The organism is Serratia sp. LSHTC3 (assembly GCF_057197125.1).
The window spans coordinates 23051-47743 of sequence record NZ_JBXUNP010000005.1 but is presented as its reverse complement, the minus strand read 5'-3'; the positions used below and the strand labels follow the sequence as shown (position 1 = coordinate 47743).

The following is a 24693-nucleotide window of genomic DNA, read 5'->3' as shown; positions in this document are numbered from 1 at the left end:
TCAGGCCGCCAGCAATTCCGGGCTGTCGGCGTGTTGCACGCCCACCGCCGTCGCCGCCGCCACCTGATCGAAGGTGGAGTTGACGCTCAGACCGTAGTCGTCGAGGATGCCGTTCAGCGCGGTTTCCAGCGCGCCGGTATCGCCGGACATCAGGCCGTACACCACCTGGTGCACCACGCCATCGTGGCCCTGCGCCTGCAGGCTGCTGAGATTCAGGCCGCCGAAGCTGACGTCAGGCACCTGGATGTTGTACGGCGTAGAGCCGCCGCCGTTAAGGCCGTCGCCGAACGACAGGGAATCCAGTTGACCGTACAGGGTGTGCGCCGGTGCGTTAAACAGGGTGTAGGTCAGGTTGCCGCCCGCCACGAACGAGGTGATGTTGTTGGCGGTGCTGGTCACGGCATATTGGCTGCCGGACAGGCTGCCGCCGTAGAAACCGCCGCTGTTGGAGTCGGTGACATTACCGTTGGTGTGGTTGATATCGCCAAACGACGACGCCCACTCGTTCAGATAGTTATGGATGCTGTAGCTGCCGAAACTGCTGTCATAATTGACTGAAAATGCCATTTCTCTATCTCCATTGATGAACGGCGCCCCTTGCGAGGCGACCTCTGTGCTCAACGATGAGCAACGCCCTTTTACTGCTTAAAAACGGTACTCCACCCCGCCCTGCACGCTGCGGCCGCGCCCCAGGGTATTGGCCAGCGTCTCGCCGTAGCTGACGACGTAGGCGCGGTTGGTCAGGTTCTCCACCGAGCCGCGCAGCGTCAGGCTGTCGGTCAGTTTGTAGCTGGCGTACAGATCGAACAGGGTGTATTTCGGCCAGTCGGCCAGATACGGGTAGTTGGACGGCACCGAGCTGTCCTGATAGCCCGGCGCGAAGCGCACGGTCACCCCGGCGTCCAGCTTGCGATCGAAAGCGCGGCCGCCCAGCGTCACCGAACCGCGATCGCCCGGCAGGTAAGCGGCGGTGCCGAACTGCGAGCCGCCGTCGCAGGACACGGCGTCATTCGCCGTCGGATCCTGCTCCGCGTAGAAATTGCCCGGCCGGGAGTTGGCGCCGTAACGCAGGCGATTGCCCAGCCAGGCGTTCCTGGAGCAAAACTCGTTTTTACCGATCATGTGGGTGTAGGTCAGGTCGGCGTAGAACACCCCGGCGTCATAGTTGAGCTGGTACTCCAGCCCGCGGAAACGGGTTTTCGACAGATTGTTGACGTAGGCGGCGTTGCCGATGCTCGGCTGCACCAGCCCCGGCTTGTCCCGGTTAATCGCCAGGTTGATGTAGTTATCCACTTTGGTGTCGAAATAGGCCACCTTGGCCACCAACCGATCGCCCTCAAACCACAGGTCAGGCTGCTGTACGTTGAACCCCACTTCCCAGGCGCGCGAGCGCTCGGCCTGCAGGAACGGGTTGGGATATTGCGTAGAGGTGCTGTGCGCGCTGCCGTTGGTCAGCGTTTCAGTGATCGCCGGCGGCCGCCAGGATTTGCCGTAGGTGGTATACAGCTCCAGCCACTCCACGCCGGGGCGCACCGCCAGCGCCAGCGTCGGCGACAGCTTGCCCTGATCGCGATCGACGTTCCACTCCTGCTGCGTGGTCGTCGCCAGGCAGTTGCGCAGCCGCAGCTGTTTGCAGGGATTCTCCGCCGTATACGGGAAGTCGGCGTAGCTCAGGCCGGTCTGGCCGCGCAGGCGATAGCGGTCGTAACGCAGCCCGCCTTCCAACGTCAGCCAGCCGTCGTAGTCATAGGTCAGATTGGCGAACAGGCTGGCTACCGAACGGTTGCCGGCCGGCGTCACCCCATCCATGCCTTGGCGGGAAGAGTCGCTGGTGGCTTTGTCGTAATAGAACTCCAGCCCGTAATTGGCGCGGAAGTCATGCCCCGGCGCCAGGCTGAAGCGCGAGGTGTTTTGCGCCTGTGCGCCATAGGTACGCAGGCGGGTGCGCGTCGCGTAGCCGTTGTCCAGCAGCGAACTGGTGCTGTAGGTGTCGCTGTCATCCTGAGTATCGACGTAATACAGCTTGGCCTGAAAATCGAGCCAGTCGACGTCTTCCGGCGCCAGGCTGTAGTCGAACGCCGCGTTGCGCGCCATCACGTCGGTGTAGCCGGTGCGCTTCCAGCCCAGTTCGTAGGGCGGGCGAGTGCCCAGGTTAGTCAAGGTGCCGGCGATCGGCGATGCGGTCTGGGTCTGCAGATAACTCAGCTGCAGGCGCTGGTTGGCGGGCAGATTCCAGCCCACCTTGGCCAGCCGCGAGTGCATGCGGTAATGGGTGTCGGGGATTTTGTTGTTCTTGATGCTCTCGGCGTAGCGATCGTAATTGCCGGTGTCGTTATTGATGCGAATGTTGCCAATGTCGCCCTTATTGCCGGGCCAATAGTCGCCGAGGTGGCGTTCGCTGGCGGCCAGCAGGATATCGCCGGTTTCGTTGCCCAATGCCAGTATGCCGCTGCCGATGAAGTGGGTGCCGTTATCGCCGGTGCTGGCGTGCAGCTTGCCGCCCAGCTCTTTGCCCGGCGCCAGGAAATCGCTCGCGCTGACGGTATTGAAGGTGGCGATGCCGCCGAGCGTGCCGGCGCTGCCCATACCGCCGCTGGTGCCCTTGTCGATGGTCACGCCGGACAGCAGTTCAGAATCGATGTACATGGTGCCGTTACGCTGGCCATGGCCGCTCTTTTGAAAATTCTGCCGCATGCCGTCGATGTTCATGTTCACCCGGCCATAGTCTTGTATGCCGCGGATGTTGACCGACAGCGCCGGATCTTGCTGGCTGACGCTGGAATAGGCCCCCGTGGTCTGTTCCAGAAGATCGGCCGCGTGCCGCGCCGGGCGGTTGTCCATCTGTTCGCGGCTAATGACGCTGACCGAGCGCGGTTCGTCGTAAACCCAATCGTTGGCGTTGATGCCGCCGGCGCCCAGCACCGTCAGGCTGTCCAGCGCCAGCGCGCCGCCCTCTCCGTTCGCCGTCGGCAGCCGGCTCAATACGATCTGCCCCTGCGGCTGCAGGCGGAAAGCCACCGGATTGCCGCCGATCAAGCGCCTCAGGCCCTGTTCAACGCTCATGCTACCGTTCAGCGCCGCCGCCTGCATGCCATCGAGCTTCACCTCGTCGAAAAACACCTGCATGCCGGCCTGCTCGGCAAAGCGCAACATGGCGCTCTGCAGCGGCTGCGCCGCAATGTTGAAATGCTTTTGCTGTGCGGCCTGCGCACCATTCGCCTCAGCCTGGACGGCGAGCGCCACAGCCGGCTGAGTCAACATCATCGCCGCCAGCGCGGCGCGTACCGCCGTGGCCAAGCGGCCGGCCGGCGTGGTTCCCTTGTGAATAAGCATGCGTGTGTGTTCCACCCGAAAGAATGTCAAACCAAGTGATAATGGAAATCAATATCGTTTAAACATAAGGACGTTCTGGGAGGCAAAAACCCGTAAAGATTTTTTACAGAAAGTGAAAATAGCGGCGAAACGGGCATCCCGGCCCGCCTGCGCCGCTCAGTAAAGCAGCGTGATGCCGGGGAGATTCAGCTGGCGGGCGGAGAGTTCCTGACGAATGGCGCCGACGCCGTCGTCGAGTTTATTGAGCGCGAATACGCCGCTGACCGTACGCGATCTGAGTTCGGAATTGATCGCTACGATGCGGGTCTCGCGATAGCGGTTGAGCTGCGCGAGCGCCTGCGTCAGCGGTTGGCGGTCGATCACCAGCCAGCCGCGCCGCCAGGCGTCATCACCGGCCGTTTGCCGCGTCAGCTGCAGCTGCCCGTTGCGGTAATGCGCCGCCTGGCGTTGCGCGACCACCAGCGAACGCTCACCGCGCTCAAGCGTTACCCGCACGCTGTGCTGATGCACGCTGACGTCGACGCCCTGCTCGGTGCGCGCCACGCTGAACTCGGTGCCCAGTGCCTGGGTGACGCCGTTTTCCGCCTCCACCCTGAACGGGCGACTTTCCGGCCCGCCCAACGGCGCGACGACAAAATAGGCGGCGCCGCTAAGCAGCCGCACCTTGCGTTCGCCTGCGGAATACGCCAGTGCGATCGCGCTGCCGCTGTCCAGCGCCACCCGGCTGCCGTCCGGCAACGCAACTTCGCGCACCTCGCCGCGAACGGTTTGATAATCCGCCTGCATGCCAATCCATAGATCCGGCCCGCGATAAACGCCGAAGGAAACGGCGATCGCCACCGCCGCCGCCACCGCCCAGCGGGGCCACCTGCGATGGGATGACGTTTTCAGCGTCGCCACCTGCGGTTGTAACGCCTGCCGCTGCTCAGGCGGCAGCTGTCCCAGCGTCGTCCACAGCAGGCGAGCCTGACGCAGCGCCGCCGGATGCTGCGGATCGGCGGCCAGCCAGGCGTCCAACGCTCGCCGCCGATCGGCCGGCAGCGCCCCTTCGGCCAGGCTCACGGCCCAGGCGGCCGCCTGCTGTCGCGCCTGTGCGGTTAGCGGTTTCATAATGGCATAGACCTCTGTTTTTTCTGGTTATAGGTTAAGACGTCTGAGCGCGGATAAACCCGTAAAAAAATTGCCATTATTGTTCTTCCATCCGCGCCATCAGCCGCTCGAGCGCGCTGGCCAGGTGTTTTTCTACCGTGCTGAGCGACACGCCCAGCTGCGCCGCCACCTGCGCCTGGGTCAGGCCATCGAGCCGGTTGAGCCGGAAAATCTGCTGCGTGCGCGGCGGCATGTCCGCCAGCGCCTGCTGCAACAGCTGCAGCAATTGGCTATCGATCGCCAGTTGTTCAAGCGCCGGTTCACCGGAGGGATACTGCGCCAGAATGTCGTCTTCGACCGCTTCGGTCTGCCGCCGCTGCTGCTGGCGCAGATGGTCGAGCATCAGGTTTTTGGCGGTTTTATACAGGTAGGCTTCGATATCGAGAATGTTACCCTGCGGATATTGCTCGGTAAGGCGGGTAAAACTTTCCTGCGCCAAATCCGCGGCCAGCTGTGGGTCGCGCAGTTTGGCGTTCAAATAGGCTTGCAGCGGCCGCATATGGCGCAGAAACAGCGCCTGCAACTCGGAATTGGACATCTCTTTTCCCAGAAGTGAAACACCCAATAGGGGCGATAAAAATCACATAAATGATTATCATTATCAATATTGTTCTGGGAAATATGTGCTAACGCGGGGGGATAAACAGGAAACCGGCCTGACGCCGGTTTCCGCTGGGCTGCAGGTCAGAGCTCTAACGCCTCGTCTTCATAGCGATGCTTGGCGTCGAGCGCTTCCTGCTCGGTTTCATGTTCACTGAGCAGCGTATTCGGCTCAATGTCGTCGGTGCGCACCTCAAAGCGGCGCAGATGCAGGTTCGGGTCCCCCCGAAACACCTCTACGACGCGGGCACTCCGTGGATAAGCAGGTTGATCATTTTCGCGCATGCCGTTCTCCCGTGTGTTTCACACAGTAGCAAGTATAGCAGCCGCCCTCATTCCGACACGCGCGAGCCAAGATCGCGATCGCCGGGAGCGCCCGCCAACAGCTCGGTCAGTTCTTCGCAGGCGCAAATACGCCCTTCACGCACGGTGAAGTGCGCCAGCACCCGCACGCGGCTGCAGGTACCGTCGCGCTTTTCCACCTCGACCAGATGGTGGGTCAGCACCGCCTCGCCCTGCTCCGCCGCCGCGATGATGCTCAGCGTCATGCGGCGGGTTTGCCGCTTCAGCAGCGCCATATGCTGCTCAAACTGCTCGAAGTGCAGCACCTTGCCATCCACCTGCTGGCGGTAGTCTGCGCTGAAGCGGGCGGCGAGCTGGGCCGGCCGATGCTCCGGGTTGGCGACGATCTGCTGCAGCGTATCGAGCACCAGATTCAGCGGGGTAAGTTGAGTCATCACATTTCTCCGAAATAGGGTGAACGGCGATCCTATCCCGGCCAGGCGATGGCATAATAACCACATCAAGACTTTCAATAACGTTAAACGGCCAACATGACGCAGATCCGCAGCCAACGCCTTCAGCATGAAAAAAAGCACCTGACGCCCTGGCACCGGCACGAAGGCGGCCAGATCTATCTCTTGACGCGCGGCATGCTGGCAATGGAACTCCCGGGCCAGCAATGGGCGATCACCGGCGGCACGCTGGGCTGGCTGCCGCCGGGATGCGCCCATCAGGCGCTGGCCTGTGGCGACGTGGCGGGCTGGAGCCTGTATCTGCCGATGGAAAGCGTGCCGGAGATGCCGCCGCTGCCGCAACTGTTCACGGCCTCTGCGTTGTTGCAGGCCCTGGTGGAGCGCATCGCGCAGTTCCCCGCCGGCCCGCTGAGTGCGCCGCAACGGCGGCTGCTGCAGGTGCTGCTGGACGAAATGCACGCGGCAAGCCGCGCGCCGTTGCAATTGCCGCTGCCGCAGGACGCCCGGTTGCTGAACATCGCCCGAGCGCTGCTGAACGATCCCGCCAGCCCGCGCAGCCAGCGCGACTGGGCCATCTGGGCCGGGCTCAGCCCGCGCACCCTGAGCCGCCGTTTTCTGCAGGAAACCGGCATCAGCTTCGCGCTGTGGCGCCAGCAGGCGCGGGTATTGCGTTCACTGGAGGGGTTATCACGCGGCGAAGCGGTTGGCGAGGTGGCCGACGCCTGCGGCTATGATAACGTCAGCGCCTACATCGCCGCCTTTCGCCGCCGCTTCGGCGTCACGCCCGGGGCCTACTTTGCGGCCGCTCGGCAAACGGAATAGAAAAACGGGCGCACAGCGCCCGAAGAGAAGAAAAGGTTATTTCACCGTCTCACGCGGCAGCACAGCGAGGATTTGTTCCACCACCCGCTGCGGATCGGCGGCGCCGTCCATCACGTAATGTGCGGCATCCTGATACAGCGCTTCCCGCGCGGCCAGCACCTCGCGCATCTCTTCGGCGATCGGCCTGCCGGTGAGCGTCGGGCGCTGCGCATCTTCCGGGTACTCTTCCAACCGCTGCGCCAACACGCTGGCCGGCGCGCGCAGGTAGATAACGGTGCCATGCTGGCGCATAAACTGACGATTCTCTTCCGCCAGGATCGCGCCGCCGCCGGTGGCAACTATAGTTGACGGCTTAGTCACGGTTTGCAACGCGACGGTCTCACGGCGGCGGAACCCCAGCCAACCCTCGCGCTCGACCATTTCCGCCACGCTCATCTGCGCCGCCTGCTGCATAAACAGATCGGTATCGACGAATTGATAGCCCAACGCCAGCGCCAATGCGCGGCCTACAGTGGTCTTGCCGGCTCCGCGAGCGCCTATCATGAACAGGGTTTGTGTCATTACGGGTTGTCCCTTATGCGGTGACTTGAGTGCATTGCATACCAAAATGCCGAGCGGGTGCGATGGCGTGGTGGCAGCATCATACCCTGCCCGCTCTGTATTTCAATATTTACGATAGTGTAAATTCCATGGCACAGCGACTGCCGACGGCAAAGCCGTGCGCCAGATCCTCATCCAGATGCCGCCGCAAGGCGGCCGTGAGCTGCGCGCCCTCAAGCGGCCGGAATCCCAGCCGCCGGTAGTAAGGCGCATTCCACGGCACCTCAATGAAGGTGGTGAGCGTCAGGCGGCCGGCCCCCTGCCGTTTGGCTTCTTCCGCCACCGCGCCGATCAGGCGGCGGCCGACGCCCTGCCGCTGCCAGGTGCCGGCGACCGACAATTCGGCGATGTGCCAGTCTTCCCCCTGAGCCAGCACGGCGATGAAACCGGCGCACTCGCCGTTGTCGCTTTCCGCCAGCCATTCACGGCGCTCGGCGATAAACGCGGCATGCTGCTGCGGGGCCATCACCTCGCCTTCGGCAATAAAGCGCCATTCCGGCTGTTGGCGAAACAACTGCGCCGCCGAGCGTTCAACCGCCATCAGATGCGCGATATCCCGCTGCTGCGCCAAACGAATCTGCAGGCTCATGGGTTCTCCTTAACGTTGGGGCGGTTATTTAAGCAAATTTCACCGCCCGTGGCTTAGAAATCGACACTGCCGCGCAGCACCACCTCACGCGGTTCCCCCACCGCCACGCGCAAATTGCCGCCGCTGGATGGGTAGTAGGTTTTATCGAACAGGTTCTTCACGTTCAGTTGCCATTTCACCCGATAGCCGTTGATCGGCATGGTGTAAGCGGCGAACGCATCGGCAACGGTGTAGTTATCCAGGTAGAAACTGTTGGCGGCGTCACCCGGGCGGCGCCCTACGTAGCGCGCACCGGCGCCAATGCGCACCTCATCGCCGCTGTAGAGACCCGGGCTGCCCAGGTTTTGGGTCAGGAACAGCGAGGCGGTGTGGCGCGCCACGTTGGTCATCTCTTTGCCCTTGTTGTCCGGATCGTCCACCACCCGTGCGTCGGTATACGCATAGGAACCGATCAGGCTCAGCGAGTCGGTGAGATTACCGGCCACGTCCAGCTCCACGCCCTGCGAACGCACGCGCCCGGCGGTGCGCGTCACGGTTTCGCCCGCCACCAGCTCACTGACCATCACGTTGCGCTTGGTGATGTCGAACAGCGCCAACGTGCCGGTAACACCGTTCGGCAGCGCCAGCTTGCCGCCGACTTCCCACGACTTGCCCTGCTCCGGCGGCAGCGAATCAATCTGGGTGGCGATGGAAGAGTTCGGCTTGAACGACTCGGTATAGCTGCTGTACAGCGACACGTAAGGCGTCAGCTTGTAGACCACCCCGGCGCGCGGCACCAGCTTGCCGTCCGAGCTGTCGGTATTGGTCTGGAACGGCCGCCCCTTGCCGGCATAGACGTCGAAAGCGTCGTAGCGCAGCCCGCCCATCACCAGCCATTTATCGGTCAGTTGGATGGAATCCTGCATAAACCAGCCGTAGCTGGTGAGATTTTCCCGCTGGTCGCTGTCTTTGGTGCTGACCGCGGTCGACGGCGGCATCAGGCCGTATACCGGATGATAAATATTGAAATCGCTGTTCTTTTTACCGCGAATCATGTCGCCGCGGTAGGTACGGTTATCTTCAAAATCAAAGCCGAACAGCATCTGGTGGTTGATGCTGCCCCAGTCCACGTCACCATTGAACGTCAGCTGCACCGCGTTGGCGTGGCTGACGGCATGGGCGGTCGAGTCGGCCTGGCGGCTCAATGCGCCGCTCTCCGGGTCCAGCGCCGTGGCGCGCGCCTGGTTGTCGCTGTAGCTGTTGCGGCTGTAGGCGTAGGTCAGCGAGCTTTTCCAGCGCTCATTGAGCGTTTGATCGATCTGCAGGGTGACGCTGTCCTGATCGCCGCGGGTGGCGTTATAAGCCTCGTCGAAACGGCGATCGCGCGGCGTATTCACCGGTTTGCCGGTGCGCGAATCGATAATGGTGCCGCGATCGAACGGCACCAGATATTCCATATGTTCATAGGCCAACCGCACGGTGGTGTTCTCGCCGTACCACATCAGCGAGGGCGCGATCACCGTCTGGCGATTGCGGCCAAAGTTGCGCCAGTAATCGGTTTCATCGTGATCGACGATCATCCGATAGGCAAACCCCGACGTGCCGAGCGGCCCGGTAACGTCGAGCTGGCCACCGCCGCCGTTGAAACTGCTGCCCCAGCCTTCCACGTGGGTATGCTGCTGCAGCTGGGGCTTTTTGGTGATCATGTTGATCATCCCGCCCGGCTCGCCCATGCCGTACAGCATCGAGGCCGGCCCCTTGAGCACCTCCACCCGCTCGGTGGTCGGCGTAAAGTTGCGCGCCTGCACCGAGCGCACGCCGTCGCGCAGAATGGAGCCGTCGCGGTTGTCGCCGAAGCCGCGTTTCATTACCGCGTCCTGGGTGCCCCCCAGCGTGTTGGCCTGGGTTATGCCGCTGACGTTGTACAGCGCTTCGTCCAGGCTGCTGACCGCCTGATCGGTAATCACCTGTTGCGGCACCACGTCGATCGCCTGCGGCACGTTCAGCAGGTTGGTTTCGCTGCGGGTGCCGGTAACGCTGGTCAACGGCTGATAGCTCTGCACGCCGTCGGCGTCTTTGCGGCCGACCACCACCAGGCTCTCTTCCTGCGGCGCGGCTTTTTCCGCCGCCCACGCCGGCGATGTCGCGCAGGCTGCCAAAGGCAATGCGCACCACCAGCCGCGCTTGTTGTTATTCATTATCTAACTGACTCCAATAGGTCCCTGAAAAAGGTAACGGCAAAAACTGCTGATACAGCTGTTGGAAGGTCTGCTGCGGGTTGATGTCGGCGAACAGATCCGGGTAAAACGCTTTGGCGAACATCTCGACCAGCACGACATGGTACGGGCTGAGGTAAAAGTTGTGCCAGACGCTCCAGGCGCGGTGGTTTTTCACCGCCTGCAGGCTGGCCAGCATCGGCTGTTTGGCGATCAGTTGGCGGAAGCTGTCGGCGGCCTCTTGTCGGCTGACCTGCGGCCCGAGGCGCAGATCGGACAGCCGTTTGCCCTGCGGCCCAGCCATGCCGGTGGCGAGGTACACGTCGGGATTGGCGCTCAGAATGGTTTCCGGGTTCAGCTCGCCATACACCCCTTTGACGCTGGCGTTGGCGATGTTGTCGCCGCCGGCGAAGGTCAGCAAATCGCCGAGGTTGCCGTGCGCGGCGGTGGTGCAACAGGTGTCGCGCCGCCCCAGATGCAGGTGCAGCATCACCTTGGGCTTCGGCCCCTGATAGCCCGCCAGCCGTTGCCGGATCACCGTCATATGCTGCTGATAAAACGCGATGAACTGCTCGGCGCGTTGCTGGCGATTAAGCACTTCGCCCAGCAGCCGCACGCTCGACACGGTGTTGTTCAGCAGATCGATGCGCAGATCGACGTAGATCACCGCCACGCCGGCCTTGCTCAGTGCGGAAACCAGCAAATCGTTGTCGCCGTCTTCACGCGCGTAGCGCGCCAGGATCACCAGATCCGGCTTCAGCTGCAGCAGGCTTTCGATGTTGACCTGGCGAAAGTTATTGCCGCTGATGACGGGGATCTGGGCTATCTGTGGAAACTTCTGCGTATACAGCTGCCAGCTTTGCGCATCAAAGCGCGCCAGATCCGCCGGCCAGCCGACGATGCGCTGCGCCGGGTTGCCCGGCTCCAGCAGCGCCAGCGTATACAGCATGCGGCTCTCCCCCACCACGATGCGCTGCGGGTTGTCCGGCACCGCGACCTGGCGGCCGGTGATGTCGGTTACCGTCTTCGCCTGGGCGGAGAACATGCCGAACCACAGGGAAAGCAGCAGTAAAATGAGGGAAGTGCGCATGATTGAGCCGAAACGGGGGAAATAGTGTGCGCATGATAATCACTCTCATTAGCACTTGCAATCCCACGCCGCCATTGCCAAAAGAAATCTGGGAAACGGTGCCGGGCATGCGGTGAAACACCGTGAAACCGCTAAAATAGCGGCTTTAAAAAGTTAAAAAAATGGCGGAAAAATCGGTTAAATAGGAGGGGGAAACAGCAAAAAAACCGGGAGACCTCCATGACTCAACGCATCATTCCGCTGTCGGAGTGCCCGCAGTTTGCCGATGTGTGCGCCGCCTGGGCTTTCGGGCAATGGGGTTCACAGCGCGGCGGTTCGCTGGCGCGCACCCAGCTGCGTTTCGCCCAATGCAGCCGGCCAAGCGACGATCACCTGACGCTGATGATGATCGACGGCGATCGTCCGGTCGGCATGGCCAGCCTGTGGCCCAGCGACGATCACCAGCGCCAGGATCTCACTCCGTGGCTGGCCGGCGTCTTCGTGCATCCCGATCACCGCCGCAAGGGCATCGCCCACCGTCTGGAGATGGCGATCGTCGAGGCGGCGCGGCAACGCCATCACTCGGTTCTGCATCTCATTACCGACAAGTCGGAAGCGCTGTACGCCGGCTGGGGTTGGCAACCTCTGGAGCGCCGGCGGCAGCATGACGAAGAGGTGGTGGTGATGGAGAAAAAACTGTAGCTAACGCGGCGTACAGACATACACCAGCGCCGGCGGGAAGTTGCGCACCACCCGCAGGCGCTTCCAGTGAAAATAGCGCGACAGCAATTTTTCCGACAGGTGGCTGTATTGGAACAGCACCAGCGTGCCGTTGCGCGCCAGCAGCCGCTGCCGGGCCTGCTGAAGAATGCGCACGCTGATCCTGACCGGGATCGACAGCAGCGGCAGGCAGGAAAACACCACGTCGTAATCCGTGGCCATCCGGGTCGCAGAGTGGCCCATCACCTTCAGCCGCCGATCGTCTATCCCGCGCAGCCGATGCACGAAATGGGGTTGGATCTCGAAGGCCTCCAGCGCCGCATCGGCGCGCATCCGCCCCAGAATACGTTTGGTCAACACCCCGTCGGCCGCGCCCAGTTCCGCGATCGACAGCGCCCGGGTCCATTCAACCTGATTCAGCATCGCCTGACACAGCCACGGGGAAGAAGGCGCCAGCGTACCGACGGTGCGCGGTGAAGCCATAAATTGCTGCAGGTAAGCGAAGTGATTCATCAGTTGCAGCCGGGTCGCATTTAACATTGAGGCCTCCTTGGGTTAAGCCCTCAATGTGAGCCGAATTTCTTAAGTAATCATTAACATGATTCCGAAAGCGGCAGACACAGTTGTAATAAAATGCAACCTCATCAACGGCACGCAAAGAAAAACGGCCGTAATAATGACCTGAGAATAAATCGTTTATACACCGACTATTCAGATAATTATTGCGACCGTTTATTTTATTGGCCGCGTTGCCGCGGCCAGAGCGTAAAAAAACCAATGCTTAGCGATAAATTTCCGCATTGCCGCGCCAGTTGCTGGAATCCCCGGGGGTGTCCAGACCGATAATGCGATAATGGCTGGCGCCGTCCGCCGCGGCTTTTTCTTTAAGGGCGGTGATGGCATCATGCGGTGAGCCGCTAATGCCGGAAACCGACACGACGCCGATGCTTTGCAGATTGGCGGCCTGCTCGCTGTTGACCTGTTTCACCGACGACAGCGGCGCGGCGAAAGTGGAGAAAGAAGCGGCGGCGATCAATACGGCTGCGATGCTTGGGATGAGTTTCATGATTGACTCCAGGTGTTCTTGTTTATTAGCTCGTGGTCAGTGATGTTAATTATCCGCTAGCCAATGAAAACGGACGTCATGCAACGTAAAGAACATCAATCATTGTGAGGAGAATAAGGAGGAAGTAAGAGCGGGTGTGTATTTTCAGGCGGGAATGACTTTATAGACCTCACCTTACCCCTATTTGATGAACAATTAAAGACGGTGCGAGATAAAGCATGCGCGCCGCGTCTATTTAAGATTTTTTACCCGCCGGAGCGCGCTGAGCTACGCTGATTTTGTGGCTTACCCTTTTAAGGAAGAACGCTTATGTCGCAAAACCTGCTGCGCGTGCGTGACGGTCAGGGCGCTTCGGTCTCATTTTCCGAGCTGCTGTTCGATCTGATCTACGTTTTCGCCGTGACCCAACTTTCCCACTATCTGTTGCATCACCTGACGCTGACCGGCGCGCTGGAAACCCTGCTGCTGTGGTTTGCCGTCTGGCTGGCCTGGCAATACACCGCCTGGGTCACCAACTGGTTCAATCCGGATACCCGCCAGATCCGCCTGCTGCTGTTCGCGATCATGCTGCTGGGGCTGTTCGCCGCCGCCGCGCTGCCGCAGGCGTTTGGCGAGCGCGGCCTGATCTTCGCGCTGTTTTATGTCGCTATTCAGGTCGGCCGCTCCGCCACGGTATTGCGCCTGCTGGCGCCTGGCCACCCATTGAAACAAAACTTTCGCCGCATCCTCGGCTGGCTGTGCATCTCCGCCGTCTTCTGGATCGCCGGCGGGCTGGCGGAAGGCCATACTCGCCTGGCGCTGTGGGCGATCGCCGTCTTGTGCGAATACGTCTCGCCGATGTTCGGTTTTCGCCTGCCGGTGCTGGGGCGCTCGGACAGCAGCAGCGAATGGACCATCGAAGGCCACCATCTGGCGGAGCGCTGCCAGCTGTTCGTGATCGTGGCGCTGGGGGAAACCATTCTGATCACCGGCGCCACCCTGAGCGAAATGGAAAGCTGGAGCCTGCCGGTGCTCATCGCTTCGCTGGTGGCCTTTCTCGGCAGCCTGGCGATGTGGTGGGTTTACTTCGACACCAGCAGCAAAGCCGGCAGCCACGCCATCAGCCAGGCGGAAAACCCCGGCCAGCTGGGCGCTTATTTCCACTACGTGCACGTCGCGCTGGTGGGAGCCATCATCGTCTGCGCCGTGGCCAACGAGCTGGTGATCGCCCATCCTGACGGCCGCATCCAACACGCCACGGCGGCGGTGCTGCTGCTCGGCCCGGCGATTTACCTGTTCGCCAACGCGCTGTATAAACGGTTGGTGTATCGCCGCTTCCCGCTGTCGCACCTGGTTGGGCTGCTGGCGCTGGCGGTATTGGCCCCCGCCGCCTATTTAACCGATCTGCTGATGGTCAATGGCCTGACGACGCTGATCATGGTGGTGGTGGCGGTGTGGGAGAGCATCTCGCGCGGCAGAGCGCCGCAGCGGCACGCGGAGACCTGAAGCAAACGGGGGCGTCACCGCCCCCGCTGTGAGATTGATGACAAACCTCATGCCATTGCCGGGTTTGCAGAGAGCAGCGGATAAAAAAACAAGGAAAATCAATTTATTGATTTTCGGCTGATGGCCACAAAGGAGGAAAAACCACGTTTTTTCCTCCTTTTTCAACGGTCTGACGGGGGCGCTGTCGCCCCCTCTCGATCACTTCAAGGGTTGCGGCAAGGTGAGCACCCAGAGCTCACTCAGCGACTCCGGTTGCTCCAGAGGGCGCAATTCGATACGGGCATCGGTCTTGTCGCCGTCGAGGATCAACCGCCCTCCTTTCTCCAGCTGATAGTCACCGATTTTTTTGCTCTTTGGCGACGCATCCACCAGCTTCGCCTGCAAGCCGAAATCGTTGTCATTGATCACCGCCAGCGTGCGATCGTCGATCAGCGCCAACCCTTCCGCTTTCTCCTGGCGCCAGCCCAACTGGCGCAGATCCGCCACTTCCCGTTTCTGCGCCAGCTTCACGCCGCGTTTAGCCAGCTCTTGCGCATCGTCGAACTCCAGCGCTTTACCCTGGCCGTCAAACGTACTCAGATCGCTGGCCTGCGCGAGATCCACCAGATAGATCTTGTTGATCATCGTTTTATCTTTATCGGTTCCCTGTTCAATCAACAGGATGCGCTGGTTGTCCAACGCCACGATATCGCCAATCTTGGCGTCCTTGGCTTTTTTATAGCGGTCGATATCGATGGGATAGCCATACATCGCAGTTTTGCCACTGCGCGGATCGAAGCTCACCAGCCGGGTAAACTGCGCCTTGTTTTTGCTTTTACCATCAACATCCAGCGTGCTCTGCACCGCCGCCAGAATGCGCCCATCCGGCATCCGGGTCAGCCCCTCAAAACCGCGGTTAGGCTGGCGCCACTTCAGGATGCTCGGCAAACCGCTCGCCACCGCCTGCTCGCCGGCCTGCGGCGTTGGGCCATATTTGGCGAGAATTTTGCCTTTGTCGTCGACATGGATCAGAAACGGGCCATACTCGTCACACAGCCAATAGCCGCCGTTGCCGTCACCGATGATACCTTCGGTATCCAACCCACGGCGATCGCCGGACAGCGGTTGCAGCGCGTCGTTCAACGCCACTTCGTTCGTGGAACCAATCAGCTCGCTCGGCAGCGGCAGCCCGCTAATCGGCCCTTTTTCGTCATGCAAGGGCCGCGCATTCTCGGCCACGGCCTTGCCGCCGCCGATACGAATGTCCATCAACAGAGGCGTGAATTGCGGATTGGCGAAAATCTTGGCTTCTTGCTTGCCCACCGCAGGGGCATCAGCATTCGGGCCGCGATCGGTCAGCGTCGTCAGCACCAGATCGTCGCCCTGCTTGCGATTGAACGACAGCCCTGAGCCGATCCCCACCGGCAACCCCTGCGGGAAATGCCTGGCAAACGCCCCCTGATAGGCGACGCGTTCCCCGCCGGGGAAGCCGACCACATAACGCGCCACCTCAATATCTGCAGCGTAGGTGAATACCGGAAACAGCGAAGCCAACAGCAGGGAGAGCGATTTTATTCTCATGTTTTTTACCCGAGGTTGAATGAAGCGTTATCAGGCAGAAGAAGATATTAATTTAGCATGACACTTAGATGACAACAGGCGCTTCGTCAAATGTAAAACAAGCAATAAGGTTGGCTGGCAAATAGAAATTAGCAATTAACCTGAGCGTATTGAATGGAGAAAACCGCTGGAAAAAACCGCCCGAAAATAGCCCGCCATTTTGCTTAGGGTAAATTCTTATAGCAAAGATAAAAAAATCGGCAAACGCGCGTCAGTACGGGGAAAAACGGTGTTTTTCTCATAGACAAAATAAAATACCGGGGATTTAATACCGCCGTTATTCAAGGTGCATTAAGAAAATTCTATAGAATATCTGCATGAACTCAAAAAGCTGTTCTATAGTTTTTAGTGCTAACGCCCGTTAGTCTATTCCGCAGGATGGAATCTATGTCAAAGCGACTTTTTGCTGAATTTTTTGGCACATTTTGGTTGGTGTTTGGTGGTTGTGGTAGCGCAGTATTGGCAGCGGCATTCCCACAGCTGGGTATTGGTTTCCTCGGCGTCGCGCTCGCTTTCGGTCTGACCGTGGTGACGATGGCCTATGCCGTCGGCCATATTTCCGGCGGGCATTTTAACCCGGCCGTCACCGTCGGCTTATTCGCCGGCGGCCGTTTCGCGGCGAAAGACGTTATTCCTTACGTTATCGCTCAGGTCATCGGCGGTATCGCCGCAGCGGCGGTGCTGTATTTGATCGCCAGCGGCAAAGCCGGTTTCGACGCCACCGCAGGCGGCTTCGCCTCCAACGGTTACGGCGAACACTCACCGGGCGGTTATTCTCTGCAAGCCGCGATCGTGATTGAGCTGGTACTGACCGCCTTCTTCCTGATCGTTATTCACGGCGTGACCGACAAGCGCGCGCCGGCAGGCTTTGCCCCGCTGGCGATCGGCCTGACGCTGACGCTGATCCACCTGATCAGCATCCCGGTGACCAACACCTCCGTCAACCCGGCGCGCAGCACCGGCGTAGCGATCTTCCAGGGCACCTGGGCGCTGCAGCAGCTGTGGGTCTTCTGGCTGGTGCCGCTGGTCGGCGGCATTATCGGCGGCCTGATCTACCGCTGCCTGCTGGAAGACAAAAAATAAGCGTATCGCAGTCGATCGCGTTTCACGGGGCAGCCTTCATCGGCTGCCCCGTTGCTTTCAGCCCTTCGTCACTTCAAACATCATGATATCGCTGGTAAAGGAGCCGTCCGGCTGAATGGCGAAATGCGCCGCCACCTCTTCCGACACGCTTTGCTGCAGCGCGCGGATCGCGGTGACGAAATGCGCCGGCGTGCGCATGCGCGCCACCCAACTGCCGAACTCCAGCATCAATCGATCCGCCGTCACTTCGCGTACCATCAGCCCGGCCTCGGTCAGCAACGTCAGCCACTCGCCCGGCGCATAGTTGCGCACGTGCGAGGTGTCGCGCAGCACTTCCACGGTTTGCAGGTAGATATCCAGCAGCGGATGCCCCGGCGAGACCACGTCCATAAAGATCGCGCTGCCGCCCGGTTTGAGTACCCGCCTGACCTCGCGCAGCGCCTGGCCGACGTCGTGCCAGTGGTGCGCCGAATAGCGGCTGATGACCAGATCGAAGCTGGCGTCTTCAAACGGTAAAGACTCCGCCACGCCCTGCTGCTGCTGAATGTTATTCAGGCCTTTTTCCGCCGCCGCCTGCTTCACCACCGCCAACATTTGCGCCGACAGATCGTAGGCCACCACCTGCGCCACCCTGGCAGCCGCCGTGAAGCTGGCATGCCCGGCGCCGCAGCCCAGATCGAGCAGGCGCGCGCCGGCGTGCGGTTCCAGTAACTGTGCAAGGCGTTGCAAATCCTTGCCCTGCGCGTGTACCGCGCTGGTTAAGTAGGCGTTGGCCTGCTCGCCGAACTGCCGGTCTACCGCGTTTTTATGGCTGTTGCTGATGCTCATGTTTGCTCCCGTTATTATCCGGCTTGCGCCTGTGCCTGAAGGCTTTCGGCTACTATAATCAGGCTACTATACGGGTACAATATGAGCAGTTATCCTGGTATAAATAGGTACCACGCTATGTCATCAGAAGCCTTATCCGGGCCAAAGGCCCTCGGCGCGTTCCTGCGGGCGCACCGCGAACGCATCACGCCGGAAATGCTCGGCCTGCCCAGCTCCTCGCGCCGTCGCACCAGCGGCCTGCGGCGCGAAGAGCTGGCGCAAATCAGCGGCATCAGCGCCACCTGGTATACCTGGATCGAACAGGGCCGCGAGGTATCCATTTCCCCCTATACGCTGGCACGCATCGCCAAGGCGCTGCGGCTCGGCCCGGCCGAACGCCATTACCTGTTTACCCTGGCGCGCATCGCCGACCCCGAGCAGGAAACACACCGCGAAACCGCCAACGACGCGGTGCTGCAAAGCGTGCACCAGATGACGGTGCCCTGCTACCTGCTGGACGTGACCTGGAACGTCGTCGCCTGGAACCCGCAGGCGGCGGCGCTGTTCAGCGGCTGGCTGGATGTGGCCAACAGCCCCAACCTGCTGCACTTCATGTTCTTCCACCCATTGGCGAAAACGCTGGTCAGCGATTGGGAAGAGCGCGCGCGCCGCGTGGTGGCCGAGTTTCGCGCCGAGACCAGCCATCATCAAAATACCGAAGAGATGCGCGCCTTCGTGCGCAACATGACGCACAACAGCGCAGACTTTAATCACTGGTGGAAGCAACATGACGTCATGGCGCGCGAAGGCGGCGAACGCGCGTTCGAGCATCCTCAGCTAGGCACACTGCGCTATCGCCAACTGACCTTCCACCCGGCAGAGCACGCCGGTCTGAAGCTGGTGATGCTGATCCCGCTGCCGCAATTGGTAACAAATTCATAGGCAAGTTTACCCGCCATTTATTTATTGGTTCATGTAAACGCGCTAGGGTGATTAATATCGATGATAATGATCATCCAGCACCGTTATTTATCTCCTGAGGTACTCCTATGCAATCCGAAGAACAACGCCTTATCGATGGTCTGTTTGGCCGCCTGAAAGAAGCCGAGACCAAGACGGGCCCACGGGATCTCCAGGCAGAGCAGCAAATCAACCAGCATATTCGCGAGCAGCCTTCCGCCCCTTATTACATGGCGCAGGCGATGATCATTCAGGAAGCGGCGCTCAAGCAGATGGATCAGCGGGTCAAAGAGCTGGAGGCCCAGGTGGCGCAGCTGCAGCAAACCGCCAACGGCCAGCAGAGCAGCGGCGGCTTCCTGGCCGGTCTGTTCGGCGGCGGCAGCCGCACGCCAAGCCCGCGTGAACAGTATCAGGCGCAGCAGCAAAATACGGCGGCCTGGAACAACGCGCAGCAGGGGGGCTACGCGCAGCAGCAGCCTGCCTATGCCCAACCGCAGCAGGCGGCGCCCTCACGCGCCGGCGGCTTCCTGGGAGGCGCCTTGCAAACGGCGGCGGGCGTCGCCGGCGGCGTGGTGTTGGCCGACATGCTGACCGGCATGTTCCGCCATTCGCAACCACAGGAAATCGTAAATATTATCGAGGAAACCCCGGCGCCGCTGGACGACAGCGCAATGCGCAATTTCGACGCCTCCAACAACCTTGATACCTTCAACAACGGCGATGGTGGCAGCTTCCTGAACCAGGACAACGGCTTCCAGAACGCCAGCTATCAGGACGACACGGATTACGCCGACGACGATTACAGCGACGACGACGACTCCTTCCTGTAATTCACTTCGCCCCCTCTCACCCGCAGAGGGGGATTTCCCGTTTCACCAATCTGGTCTACAGTGAACACTGTTCATTTATCCAGCCGGGAGAAACGATGATGAGCCTTACTCCTTCAGACCCTTTTTTCAGCGAACGCCTGCAGATGCGCCCGCCGGTGATGGCGGATCTCGAACGCTTCTACGCCATCTTCGGCGATCCGCAAACCCAGCGTTTCAATCCCGCCGGCCCGCTCACCAGCGAAGCGCAGGCTATCTCGGCGCTGCAAGAGAGAATTTCCGGGTGGCAACAACACGGTTACGGTTCCTGGGCGATCGCCCTGCGCGAACGGCCGGATTGGATCATCGGCTTTGGCGGATTGTCCTGGAAACCGCTCGGCGCGCAGCGCACCGTGAACCTCGGCTATCGATTCGATACTCGCGTCTGGGGCATGGGGTTGGCCACCGAGATGGCGCGGGCGTCGCTGCAATATGGTTTTGTCGGATTGGCGATGGAGGAAATTTCCGCCATTGTGCGCGCGGAGAATCAGGCGTCGTGGCGAGTGCTGGAAAAGATCGGCATGCGGCGGGTGGATACGCTGGATGACGTGCCCGGCGCGGCGCCGAGCCTGGTGTATACACTAAAGCGCGGCGACTATCAGGGCTGATCGTCGCTGATTCTGGCCAATGCCATGCGATAAGATTTGACCTTCTTACGCTTTTTCAGCCAGGTGGTGGTCGACACGATGAACACCGCGCCCGACATCGCCAACACGCCGGTCGGGTGGCCGTAAAACACCATCAAGGCAAAGTACACGGCGGAAACGATCGCCACCCATTTCGCCGTATTGCCCATGTCGTTTTTCTCCTGGGTCAAACGGCGAATGCGCTCTTCTTCACTGATTCCCATACGCGCTCCTTGTTGGTTGAATGTTCCATTATATGGAGCTGGAGTGCTGATATTTCAAGCGGTTGGATGGTAAAGAAGCGTAAAGCTCAGGCCGGCGGTTCCCGTCGCCGCGGCAGATAGCGCCCGGGCTGATCGGCACCCGGCAGACCGGCGCCGTCGTTGCGGCCAAACAGCCGGTAGCGATTGCCGGCGACCGCGTCGTACACCTTGTCCGCCAGCTTCGACGGCAGATAACGCCCCAGCGCCAGCGCGCGGTATGGCCAAGCCAATTGGCGCAGCGCCTGAAACAACGCCGCCGAACGCAGCCAATAACGCCCCTGCTCAACATAGACCACGGAATCGAAACGATCGGTCTGCAACCCCAACGCCAGCAGGATCGCCTGTCCTTCGACGGATTGCACCGTCGCCAACAGAATGCGCCGTTGCCGATCGGCCCGAATCAAATATCTCACCAGCCCGTGACACAGATTGCATTCGCCGTCGAACAACAGCACGCGATCGCCGGGCTGGAGATAAAGCAGCTGTGATAAAGGGGTCATCCCGCCTCCCGAAAAACGCTCTCCTTAGCCTAACGCGCCTGGTGCGCCCAGGCCAGAGCGGGATGACAGGGCCCGTTAAGGCGCAGGCGGTGCGTCAGGCACGGCCACCACCGCGACGCGCACTTCGTAATGTTTGGCGCTGCCCGCCGGGATCACCGCCGTCAGTTTGTTGATGGTTTCCACCGGATTGTCGCTGGCCGAGGTGGCGCAGAACAGCTCGCCGCCGTGGCAGAACCCCGGCTTGGGCGGGTGCCCGCCCGGGAAAGGCGGCATGCGCATCGGCGCATCCATCAAAGGCGGCAACGCGTTGGCCGCAGGCTTCTCAGGCGCCGACATCGCGCTCGCGCTGAACAATAGCGCCATGCCCATGCAGGGCAGCGCCAGGATCTTGATTGCTTGTTTCATTGAATTAGCCTCATTTGCCGGGTTCGGGATTACGCTACCCCGCCCCCGGCCAATGAGAAAGCCGCTTTTCGCTACCTTTTCGCCCCGCTGCGCTTTGCTTACATCCCGCGTCTAACGTGATGAAAGGCGAAAGGTTGAGTAAAGGGCCGTCGCGTTACTTACCGTTGGTCAGCGTGTTGTAGCTGGTCATCAGATTGCGGTAGTCCGGAATATGGTTGGAGAACAGCGTGCCCAGGCCTTCGATGTCGTTGCGCCAGTCGCGGTGCAGTTCGCAGGCGACGCCGAACCAGGTCATCAACTGCGCGCCGGCGGCTTCCATACGGCTCCAGGCCGACTGACGGGTCAGTTCATTGAAGGTGCCGGAGGCGTCGGTCACCACAAACACTTCGAACCCTTCATTGAGCGCAGACAGCGCCGGGAATGCCACGCACACTTCGGTCACCACGCCGGCAATGATCAGTTGCTTGCGGCCGGTGGCTTTTACCGCTTTGACGAAGTCGTCGTTGTCCCAGGCGTTGATCTGGCCAGGGCGCGGAATAAAGGGAGCATCGGGGAATTGGGCTTTCAGTTCCGGCACCAGCGGGCCGTTGGGGCCGTTTTCAAAACTGGTGGTCAGAATGGTCGGCAGGTTGAAATACTTCGCTAAATCACCCAGCGCCAGCACGTTGTTTTTAAACCGATCGGGATCGATGTCGCGCACCAGCGAAAGCAGCCCTGCCTGATGATCCACCAGCAATACGGCGGCCTGATCTTTGTCGAGGCGTTTGTAATTTGCAGTCATGGTTTTACTCCTGTGGGGTTTGATGTTGCGGATGAAATGCCCCGCCGGTGTGGCGGGGCGTTGAGGTTTAAGTGTGGCATCTGGAACCGAGAACACTTCCCGCCCCAGATGCCAAGGTTCAACCGGCGCTCGCTTCGGCGTTCATGCTGCCGAACTTGCCGCTGTTGAAATCGCGGAACGCCTGCTGGATTTCCGCTTCGCTGTTCATGACGAACGGGCCGTAGCCGACGATAGGCTCATCGATCGGTTCGCCGCTCAGCACCAACAGCGCGACGTCGTTGTTGGCTTCGATAGTGATCGAGTCCCCCGCCCGGTCGAAACGCACCATCTGGGTTTCACGCACCACATCTTCGCCGTTAACCAGGATCGCGCCGTGCAGCATCACCAGCGCCAGCGTATGGCCTTCTTTCACCGTCAGCGTGGTGGTATGGCCGGCATTCAGCTTCATATCCCACACGTTGAGCGGGCTGAAAGTGCGCGCCGGGCCGGCATGGCCGCCGAAGTCACCGGCGATCACCCGCACCTGCCCTGCGCCGTCCGCCAGCGGGACCACCGGAATATCGGCGTTCAGCAGCGTCTGGTAACCCGGCTCGGCCATTTTGTCCTTGGCCGGCAGGTTGACCCACAGCTGCACCATTTCCATGGTGCCGCCGTTGCGCGAGAAGTCCCGCGAATGGAACTCTTCGTGCAGGATGCCGGAGGCGGCGGTCATCCACTGGACGTCGCCGGGGCCAATCACCCCGCCGCTGCCGGTCGAGTCGCGGTGTTCCACTTCGCCCTGATAGACGATGGTCACCGTTTCAAACCCGCGATGCGGGTGCTGACCCACGCCACGGGTGCCGGAGGCGGAACGGAATTTGGTCGGCGCCGCGTGATCCAGCAGCAGGAACGGGCTCATTTCCGCCCCCAAATCGTTATAAGAGAACAGCGAATTCACCAGGAAACCGTTACCGACCCAGTGTGCTTCCGGGCTGTTGTGAATACCGAGGATTTTTTTCATCTTGAACTCCCGTTTCAGACCTCACGGCCTTAAGTTGATGTCAGAAGTTTAATCCGCCGGGGTTTGCTGCAGTAGTAGGCAAGATGTACACTCAGCGTTCTACTGATAGAACGATAAGGGATACGATGCTGACCGATCTGAACGATCTGTTTTTCTTCGCCAGCGTGGTCGATCACCAGGGATTCGCCCCCGCCGGCCGGGCGCTGGGCATTCCCAAATCCAAGCTCAGCCGCCGCGTGGCGCTGCTGGAGGAGCGGTTGGGCGTGCGCCTGATCCAGCGCTCGACGCGGCGCTTCTCGGTGACCGAGGTCGGCCAAACCTATTACGCGCACTGCAAGGCGATGCTGGTGGAAGCGGAAGCGGCGCAGCAGGCGATCGAGCAGACGCGCGCCGAGCCCTGCGGCACGGTGCGCATGTCCTGCCCGGTGGCGATCCTGCACACCCGCGTCGGCAGCATGGTGGCGGCCTTTATGGCCGATTATCCCAAGGTGACGGTGCATCTGGAGGCCACCAACCGCCGGGTGGACGTGGTGGGGGAAGGGTTGGATCTGGCGATCCGGGTGCGGCCGCCGCCGCTGGAGGACAGCGATCTGGTGCTGAAAATCCTGGCGCAGCGCACCTGGTGCGTCGCCGCCAGCCCGGCGCTGGTGCGCACCCTCGGGCCGGCGCACACGCCGGAAGACCTGCGTAAATACCCGACGCTCGATCTCGGCCCCGCGCGCGGTCAGCACCAATGGCGGCTGAGCGGCCCGCAGGGTGAACGGGTGGAGTGGGAGCACACGCCGCGGCTGGTCACAGACGACATGCTGATGCTGCGCACCGCCGCCATCGCCGGCGCCGGCATCGTCCAACTGCCGGCGATGATGATGCGCGACGACATGCTGCGCGGCGAGCTGGTGCAACTGTTGCCGGGCTGGCAGCCGCAGGGCGGCGTGGTGCATGCGGTTTACCCGTCGCGCCGCGGCCTGCTGCCGGCGGTGCGGCTGCTGCTCGACTATCTGGGCGAGCAATTCGCCAGCATTGAAGAAGAGTGATCAGGCGGTGATTTCGATCGCGTTGCCGTCTGGATCGCGAATGACGGCCTCGTAGAAGCCGTCGCCGGTCCAGCGCGGCGCGGACAGCAAAATGCCCTCCTGCTGCGCGCGCTGCGCCAACCGATCGACCTGCCGCTCATCCCCGAGCGACAGTGCGATGTGCGCCCAACCGACCCGCTCCTCCTGCTCCTGCGCCGGCAGCAACGTCGGCACGCGCATGATCTCCAGCGACGGCCCGGCCGCCAGGCTGACGAAGCGGGAAACGAACCCCGGCCGGTTGCGGCTGATATACTCCTCCCCCGCGGCACCATTGAAATAACGCTGCCAAAATGCCAGCTGCGCGTCGATGTCACGGGTCCACAGAGCAACATGGGCTATTTTCATCA

At 61.1% G+C, this 24693-nt stretch carries 28 protein-coding genes; 8 read left to right on the top strand and 20 right to left on the bottom strand.

Translation table 11 applies throughout. The features are described from left to right. From AC2CGI_RS18540 to AC2CGI_RS18515, 6 genes are all read right to left on the bottom strand, one after another. The gene (locus AC2CGI_RS18540) at window positions 1-567 is read right to left on the bottom strand and encodes a heme acquisition protein HasA (RefSeq protein ID WP_004940479.1); all 567 of its coding nucleotides are present in this window, start codon (window positions 565-567) and stop codon (window positions 1-3) included. 78 nt (window positions 568-645) lie between these two features. Next, a complete protein-coding gene (locus AC2CGI_RS18535) occupies window positions 646-3333 on the bottom strand; it encodes a TonB-dependent receptor (RefSeq protein ID WP_076740517.1) in 2688 nt (895 codons plus the stop codon). Window positions 3334-3489: 156 nt separating this feature from the next. Then, window positions 3490-4443, bottom strand: a complete 954-nt coding sequence (locus AC2CGI_RS18530) for a FecR family protein (RefSeq protein ID WP_076740518.1) — start codon at window positions 4441-4443, stop codon at window positions 3490-3492. Window positions 4444-4519: 76 nt separating this feature from the next. Then, a complete protein-coding gene (locus AC2CGI_RS18525) occupies window positions 4520-5020 on the bottom strand; it encodes an RNA polymerase sigma factor (RefSeq protein WP_021504701.1) in 501 nt (166 codons plus the stop codon). Window positions 5021-5166: 146 nt separating this feature from the next. Further along, a complete protein-coding gene (locus AC2CGI_RS18520) occupies window positions 5167-5367 on the bottom strand; it encodes a YaiA family protein (protein WP_004940491.1) in 201 nt (66 codons plus the stop codon). Between the two features lie 47 nt (window positions 5368-5414). Next, on the bottom strand, window positions 5415-5819 hold the full coding sequence (locus AC2CGI_RS18515) for a nuclear transport factor 2 family protein (protein WP_048322316.1): 405 nt from the start codon (window positions 5817-5819) through the stop codon (window positions 5415-5417). A gap of 96 nt (window positions 5820-5915) precedes the next feature. Here AC2CGI_RS18515 and AC2CGI_RS18510 point away from each other — a divergent pair, with 96 nt between their 5' ends. Further along, complete coding sequence (locus AC2CGI_RS18510) at window positions 5916-6659, top strand: helix-turn-helix domain-containing protein (RefSeq protein ID WP_076740519.1); 744 nt, start codon at window positions 5916-5918, stop codon at window positions 6657-6659. A 36-nt stretch (window positions 6660-6695) separates the two neighbouring features. Here AC2CGI_RS18510 and aroL read toward each other — a convergent pair whose 3' ends face one another. The 4 genes from aroL to AC2CGI_RS18490 form a co-directional block, all read right to left on the bottom strand. Then, window positions 6696-7220, bottom strand: coding sequence for a shikimate kinase AroL (gene aroL, locus AC2CGI_RS18505; protein WP_004940499.1), 525 nt, complete (start codon window positions 7218-7220; stop codon window positions 6696-6698). 109 nt (window positions 7221-7329) lie between these two features. Next, window positions 7330-7848: a GNAT family N-acetyltransferase gene (locus tag AC2CGI_RS18500; RefSeq protein WP_004940503.1), complete on the bottom strand. Its 519-nt coding sequence runs from the start codon at window positions 7846-7848 to the stop codon at window positions 7330-7332. Window positions 7849-7901: 53 nt separating this feature from the next. Beyond that, on the bottom strand, window positions 7902-10025 hold the full coding sequence (locus AC2CGI_RS18495; protein WP_076740520.1) for a TonB-dependent siderophore receptor: 2124 nt from the start codon (window positions 10023-10025) through the stop codon (window positions 7902-7904). Beyond that, complete coding sequence (locus AC2CGI_RS18490; RefSeq protein ID WP_015376806.1) at window positions 10018-11133, bottom strand: ABC transporter substrate-binding protein; 1116 nt, start codon at window positions 11131-11133, stop codon at window positions 10018-10020. Before AC2CGI_RS18490 ends, AC2CGI_RS18495 begins: the two co-directional genes overlap by 8 nt. Window positions 11134-11352: 219 nt before the next feature. On the opposite strand from AC2CGI_RS18490, the gene AC2CGI_RS18485 reads away from it, so the two are divergent. Further along, window positions 11353-11814 carry a GNAT family N-acetyltransferase gene (locus AC2CGI_RS18485; RefSeq protein WP_021504707.1) on the top strand — a complete coding sequence of 154 codons (462 nt, stop codon included), beginning with the start codon at window positions 11353-11355 and terminating at the stop codon, window positions 11812-11814. On the opposite strand, the gene AC2CGI_RS18480 is transcribed toward AC2CGI_RS18485, so the two are convergent. Together AC2CGI_RS18480 and AC2CGI_RS18475 are read right to left on the bottom strand one after the other, a co-directional pair. Beyond that, on the bottom strand, window positions 11815-12372 hold the full coding sequence (locus tag AC2CGI_RS18480; RefSeq protein WP_015376804.1) for a class I SAM-dependent methyltransferase: 558 nt from the start codon (window positions 12370-12372) through the stop codon (window positions 11815-11817). A gap of 241 nt (window positions 12373-12613) precedes the next feature. Next, window positions 12614-12898 carry a YdgH/BhsA/McbA-like domain containing protein gene (locus AC2CGI_RS18475; protein WP_004940519.1) on the bottom strand — a complete coding sequence of 95 codons (285 nt, stop codon included), beginning with the start codon at window positions 12896-12898 and terminating at the stop codon, window positions 12614-12616. Window positions 12899-13207: 309 nt separating this feature from the next. On the opposite strand from AC2CGI_RS18475, the gene AC2CGI_RS18470 reads away from it, so the two are divergent. Beyond that, a complete protein-coding gene (locus tag AC2CGI_RS18470; protein ID WP_033634036.1) occupies window positions 13208-14383 on the top strand; it encodes a low temperature requirement protein A in 1176 nt (391 codons plus the stop codon). A gap of 198 nt (window positions 14384-14581) precedes the next feature. On the opposite strand, the gene AC2CGI_RS18465 is transcribed toward AC2CGI_RS18470, so the two are convergent. Further along, window positions 14582-15943, bottom strand: a complete 1362-nt coding sequence (locus AC2CGI_RS18465; protein WP_076740521.1) for an esterase-like activity of phytase family protein — start codon at window positions 15941-15943, stop codon at window positions 14582-14584. Window positions 15944-16369: 426 nt separating this feature from the next. Between AC2CGI_RS18465 and aqpZ the strand changes: the two genes are divergently transcribed. Next, window positions 16370-17065 (top strand): aquaporin Z, encoded by a 696-nt coding sequence (aqpZ, locus tag AC2CGI_RS18460; RefSeq protein WP_004940529.1) that lies wholly within the window; start codon window positions 16370-16372, stop codon window positions 17063-17065. A gap of 57 nt (window positions 17066-17122) precedes the next feature. Here aqpZ and AC2CGI_RS18455 read toward each other — a convergent pair whose 3' ends face one another. Next, window positions 17123-17893, bottom strand: coding sequence for a class I SAM-dependent methyltransferase (locus AC2CGI_RS18455; protein ID WP_015376801.1), 771 nt, complete (start codon window positions 17891-17893; stop codon window positions 17123-17125). Between the two features lie 117 nt (window positions 17894-18010). On the opposite strand from AC2CGI_RS18455, the gene AC2CGI_RS18450 reads away from it, so the two are divergent. From AC2CGI_RS18450 to AC2CGI_RS18440, 3 genes are all read left to right on the top strand, one after another. Continuing rightward, window positions 18011-18814: a helix-turn-helix transcriptional regulator gene (locus AC2CGI_RS18450; protein ID WP_075684456.1), complete on the top strand. Its 804-nt coding sequence runs from the start codon at window positions 18011-18013 to the stop codon at window positions 18812-18814. A gap of 107 nt (window positions 18815-18921) precedes the next feature. Next, window positions 18922-19662 (top strand): DUF2076 domain-containing protein, encoded by a 741-nt coding sequence (locus AC2CGI_RS18445; protein ID WP_004928461.1) that lies wholly within the window; start codon window positions 18922-18924, stop codon window positions 19660-19662. A gap of 95 nt (window positions 19663-19757) precedes the next feature. Continuing rightward, a complete protein-coding gene (locus AC2CGI_RS18440) occupies window positions 19758-20306 on the top strand; it encodes a GNAT family N-acetyltransferase (RefSeq protein ID WP_015376798.1) in 549 nt (182 codons plus the stop codon). On the opposite strand, the gene AC2CGI_RS18435 is transcribed toward AC2CGI_RS18440, so the two are convergent. The 5 genes from AC2CGI_RS18435 to AC2CGI_RS18415 form a co-directional block, all read right to left on the bottom strand. Continuing rightward, the gene (locus AC2CGI_RS18435) at window positions 20297-20548 is read right to left on the bottom strand and encodes a hypothetical protein (RefSeq protein WP_004928468.1); all 252 of its coding nucleotides are present in this window, start codon (window positions 20546-20548) and stop codon (window positions 20297-20299) included. The two genes, AC2CGI_RS18440 and AC2CGI_RS18435, sit on opposite strands and share 10 nt — an antisense overlap. 86 nt (window positions 20549-20634) lie before the next feature. Continuing rightward, window positions 20635-21087: a thiol-disulfide oxidoreductase DCC family protein gene (locus tag AC2CGI_RS18430; protein WP_130054876.1), complete on the bottom strand. Its 453-nt coding sequence runs from the start codon at window positions 21085-21087 to the stop codon at window positions 20635-20637. A gap of 75 nt (window positions 21088-21162) precedes the next feature. Continuing rightward, entirely contained in the window at window positions 21163-21492 is a 330-nt protein-coding gene (locus tag AC2CGI_RS18425; RefSeq protein WP_015376796.1) for a hypothetical protein, read from the bottom strand. Between the two features lie 154 nt (window positions 21493-21646). Continuing rightward, window positions 21647-22273 carry an isochorismate family cysteine hydrolase YcaC gene (ycaC, locus tag AC2CGI_RS18420; protein WP_004928476.1) on the bottom strand — a complete coding sequence of 209 codons (627 nt, stop codon included), beginning with the start codon at window positions 22271-22273 and terminating at the stop codon, window positions 21647-21649. A 118-nt stretch (window positions 22274-22391) separates the two neighbouring features. After that, complete coding sequence (locus tag AC2CGI_RS18415) at window positions 22392-23273, bottom strand: pirin family protein (protein ID WP_015376795.1); 882 nt, start codon at window positions 23271-23273, stop codon at window positions 22392-22394. A 125-nt stretch (window positions 23274-23398) separates the two neighbouring features. On the opposite strand from AC2CGI_RS18415, the gene AC2CGI_RS18410 reads away from it, so the two are divergent. Continuing rightward, complete coding sequence (locus tag AC2CGI_RS18410; RefSeq protein WP_015376794.1) at window positions 23399-24307, top strand: LysR family transcriptional regulator; 909 nt, start codon at window positions 23399-23401, stop codon at window positions 24305-24307. Here AC2CGI_RS18410 and AC2CGI_RS18405 read toward each other — a convergent pair whose 3' ends face one another. Beyond that, the gene (locus AC2CGI_RS18405; protein ID WP_031300031.1) at window positions 24308-24691 is read right to left on the bottom strand and encodes a VOC family protein; all 384 of its coding nucleotides are present in this window, start codon (window positions 24689-24691) and stop codon (window positions 24308-24310) included. Between the last annotated feature and the right edge of the window lie 2 nt (window positions 24692-24693).

What these genes read in the sequence shown, in the direction of transcription:
- AC2CGI_RS18445 (WP_004928461.1), top strand. Translation starts at nt 18,922, where the DNA reads ATGCAATCCGAAGAACAACGCCTTATCGATGGTCTGTTTGGCCGCCTG.
- AC2CGI_RS18510 (WP_076740519.1), top strand. Translation starts at nt 5,916, where the DNA reads ATGACGCAGATCCGCAGCCAACGCCTTCAGCATGAAAAAAAGCACCTG.
- AC2CGI_RS18490 (WP_015376806.1), bottom strand. Translation starts at nt 11,133, where the DNA reads ATGCGCACTTCCCTCATTTTACTGCTGCTTTCCCTGTGGTTCGGCATG.
- ycaC (WP_004928476.1), bottom strand. Translation starts at nt 22,273, where the DNA reads ATGACTGCAAATTACAAACGCCTCGACAAAGATCAGGCCGCCGTATTG.
- AC2CGI_RS18440 (WP_015376798.1), top strand. Translation starts at nt 19,758, where the DNA reads ATGATGAGCCTTACTCCTTCAGACCCTTTTTTCAGCGAACGCCTGCAG.
- AC2CGI_RS18435 (WP_004928468.1), bottom strand. Translation starts at nt 20,548, where the DNA reads ATGGGAATCAGTGAAGAAGAGCGCATTCGCCGTTTGACCCAGGAGAAA.
- AC2CGI_RS18425 (WP_015376796.1), bottom strand. Translation starts at nt 21,492, where the DNA reads ATGAAACAAGCAATCAAGATCCTGGCGCTGCCCTGCATGGGCATGGCG.
- AC2CGI_RS18495 (WP_076740520.1), bottom strand. Translation starts at nt 10,025, where the DNA reads ATGAATAACAACAAGCGCGGCTGGTGGTGCGCATTGCCTTTGGCAGCC.
- AC2CGI_RS18540 (WP_004940479.1), bottom strand. Translation starts at nt 567, where the DNA reads ATGGCATTTTCAGTCAATTATGACAGCAGTTTCGGCAGCTACAGCATC.
- AC2CGI_RS18410 (WP_015376794.1), top strand. Translation starts at nt 23,399, where the DNA reads ATGCTGACCGATCTGAACGATCTGTTTTTCTTCGCCAGCGTGGTCGAT.
- AC2CGI_RS18415 (WP_015376795.1), bottom strand. Translation starts at nt 23,273, where the DNA reads ATGAAAAAAATCCTCGGTATTCACAACAGCCCGGAAGCACACTGGGTC.
- AC2CGI_RS18515 (WP_048322316.1), bottom strand. Translation starts at nt 5,819, where the DNA reads ATGACTCAACTTACCCCGCTGAATCTGGTGCTCGATACGCTGCAGCAG.
- AC2CGI_RS18475 (WP_004940519.1), bottom strand. Translation starts at nt 12,898, where the DNA reads ATGAAACTCATCCCAAGCATCGCAGCCGTATTGATCGCCGCCGCTTCT.
- AC2CGI_RS18455 (WP_015376801.1), bottom strand. Translation starts at nt 17,893, where the DNA reads ATGAGCATCAGCAACAGCCATAAAAACGCGGTAGACCGGCAGTTCGGC.
- AC2CGI_RS18405 (WP_031300031.1), bottom strand. Translation starts at nt 24,691, where the DNA reads ATGAAAATAGCCCATGTTGCTCTGTGGACCCGTGACATCGACGCGCAG.
- AC2CGI_RS18530 (WP_076740518.1), bottom strand. Translation starts at nt 4,443, where the DNA reads ATGAAACCGCTAACCGCACAGGCGCGACAGCAGGCGGCCGCCTGGGCC.
- AC2CGI_RS18525 (WP_021504701.1), bottom strand. Translation starts at nt 5,020, where the DNA reads ATGTCCAATTCCGAGTTGCAGGCGCTGTTTCTGCGCCATATGCGGCCG.
- AC2CGI_RS18480 (WP_015376804.1), bottom strand. Translation starts at nt 12,372, where the DNA reads ATGTTAAATGCGACCCGGCTGCAACTGATGAATCACTTCGCTTACCTG.
- AC2CGI_RS18535 (WP_076740517.1), bottom strand. Translation starts at nt 3,333, where the DNA reads ATGCTTATTCACAAGGGAACCACGCCGGCCGGCCGCTTGGCCACGGCG.
- AC2CGI_RS18520 (WP_004940491.1), bottom strand. Translation starts at nt 5,367, where the DNA reads ATGCGCGAAAATGATCAACCTGCTTATCCACGGAGTGCCCGCGTCGTA.
- aroL (WP_004940499.1), bottom strand. Translation starts at nt 7,220, where the DNA reads ATGACACAAACCCTGTTCATGATAGGCGCTCGCGGAGCCGGCAAGACC.
- AC2CGI_RS18465 (WP_076740521.1), bottom strand. Translation starts at nt 15,943, where the DNA reads ATGAGAATAAAATCGCTCTCCCTGCTGTTGGCTTCGCTGTTTCCGGTA.
- AC2CGI_RS18500 (WP_004940503.1), bottom strand. Translation starts at nt 7,848, where the DNA reads ATGAGCCTGCAGATTCGTTTGGCGCAGCAGCGGGATATCGCGCATCTG.
- AC2CGI_RS18430 (WP_130054876.1), bottom strand. Translation starts at nt 21,087, where the DNA reads ATGACCCCTTTATCACAGCTGCTTTATCTCCAGCCCGGCGATCGCGTG.
- AC2CGI_RS18485 (WP_021504707.1), top strand. Translation starts at nt 11,353, where the DNA reads ATGACTCAACGCATCATTCCGCTGTCGGAGTGCCCGCAGTTTGCCGAT.
- aqpZ (WP_004940529.1), top strand. Translation starts at nt 16,370, where the DNA reads ATGTCAAAGCGACTTTTTGCTGAATTTTTTGGCACATTTTGGTTGGTG.
- AC2CGI_RS18470 (WP_033634036.1), top strand. Translation starts at nt 13,208, where the DNA reads ATGTCGCAAAACCTGCTGCGCGTGCGTGACGGTCAGGGCGCTTCGGTC.
- AC2CGI_RS18450 (WP_075684456.1), top strand. Translation starts at nt 18,011, where the DNA reads ATGTCATCAGAAGCCTTATCCGGGCCAAAGGCCCTCGGCGCGTTCCTG.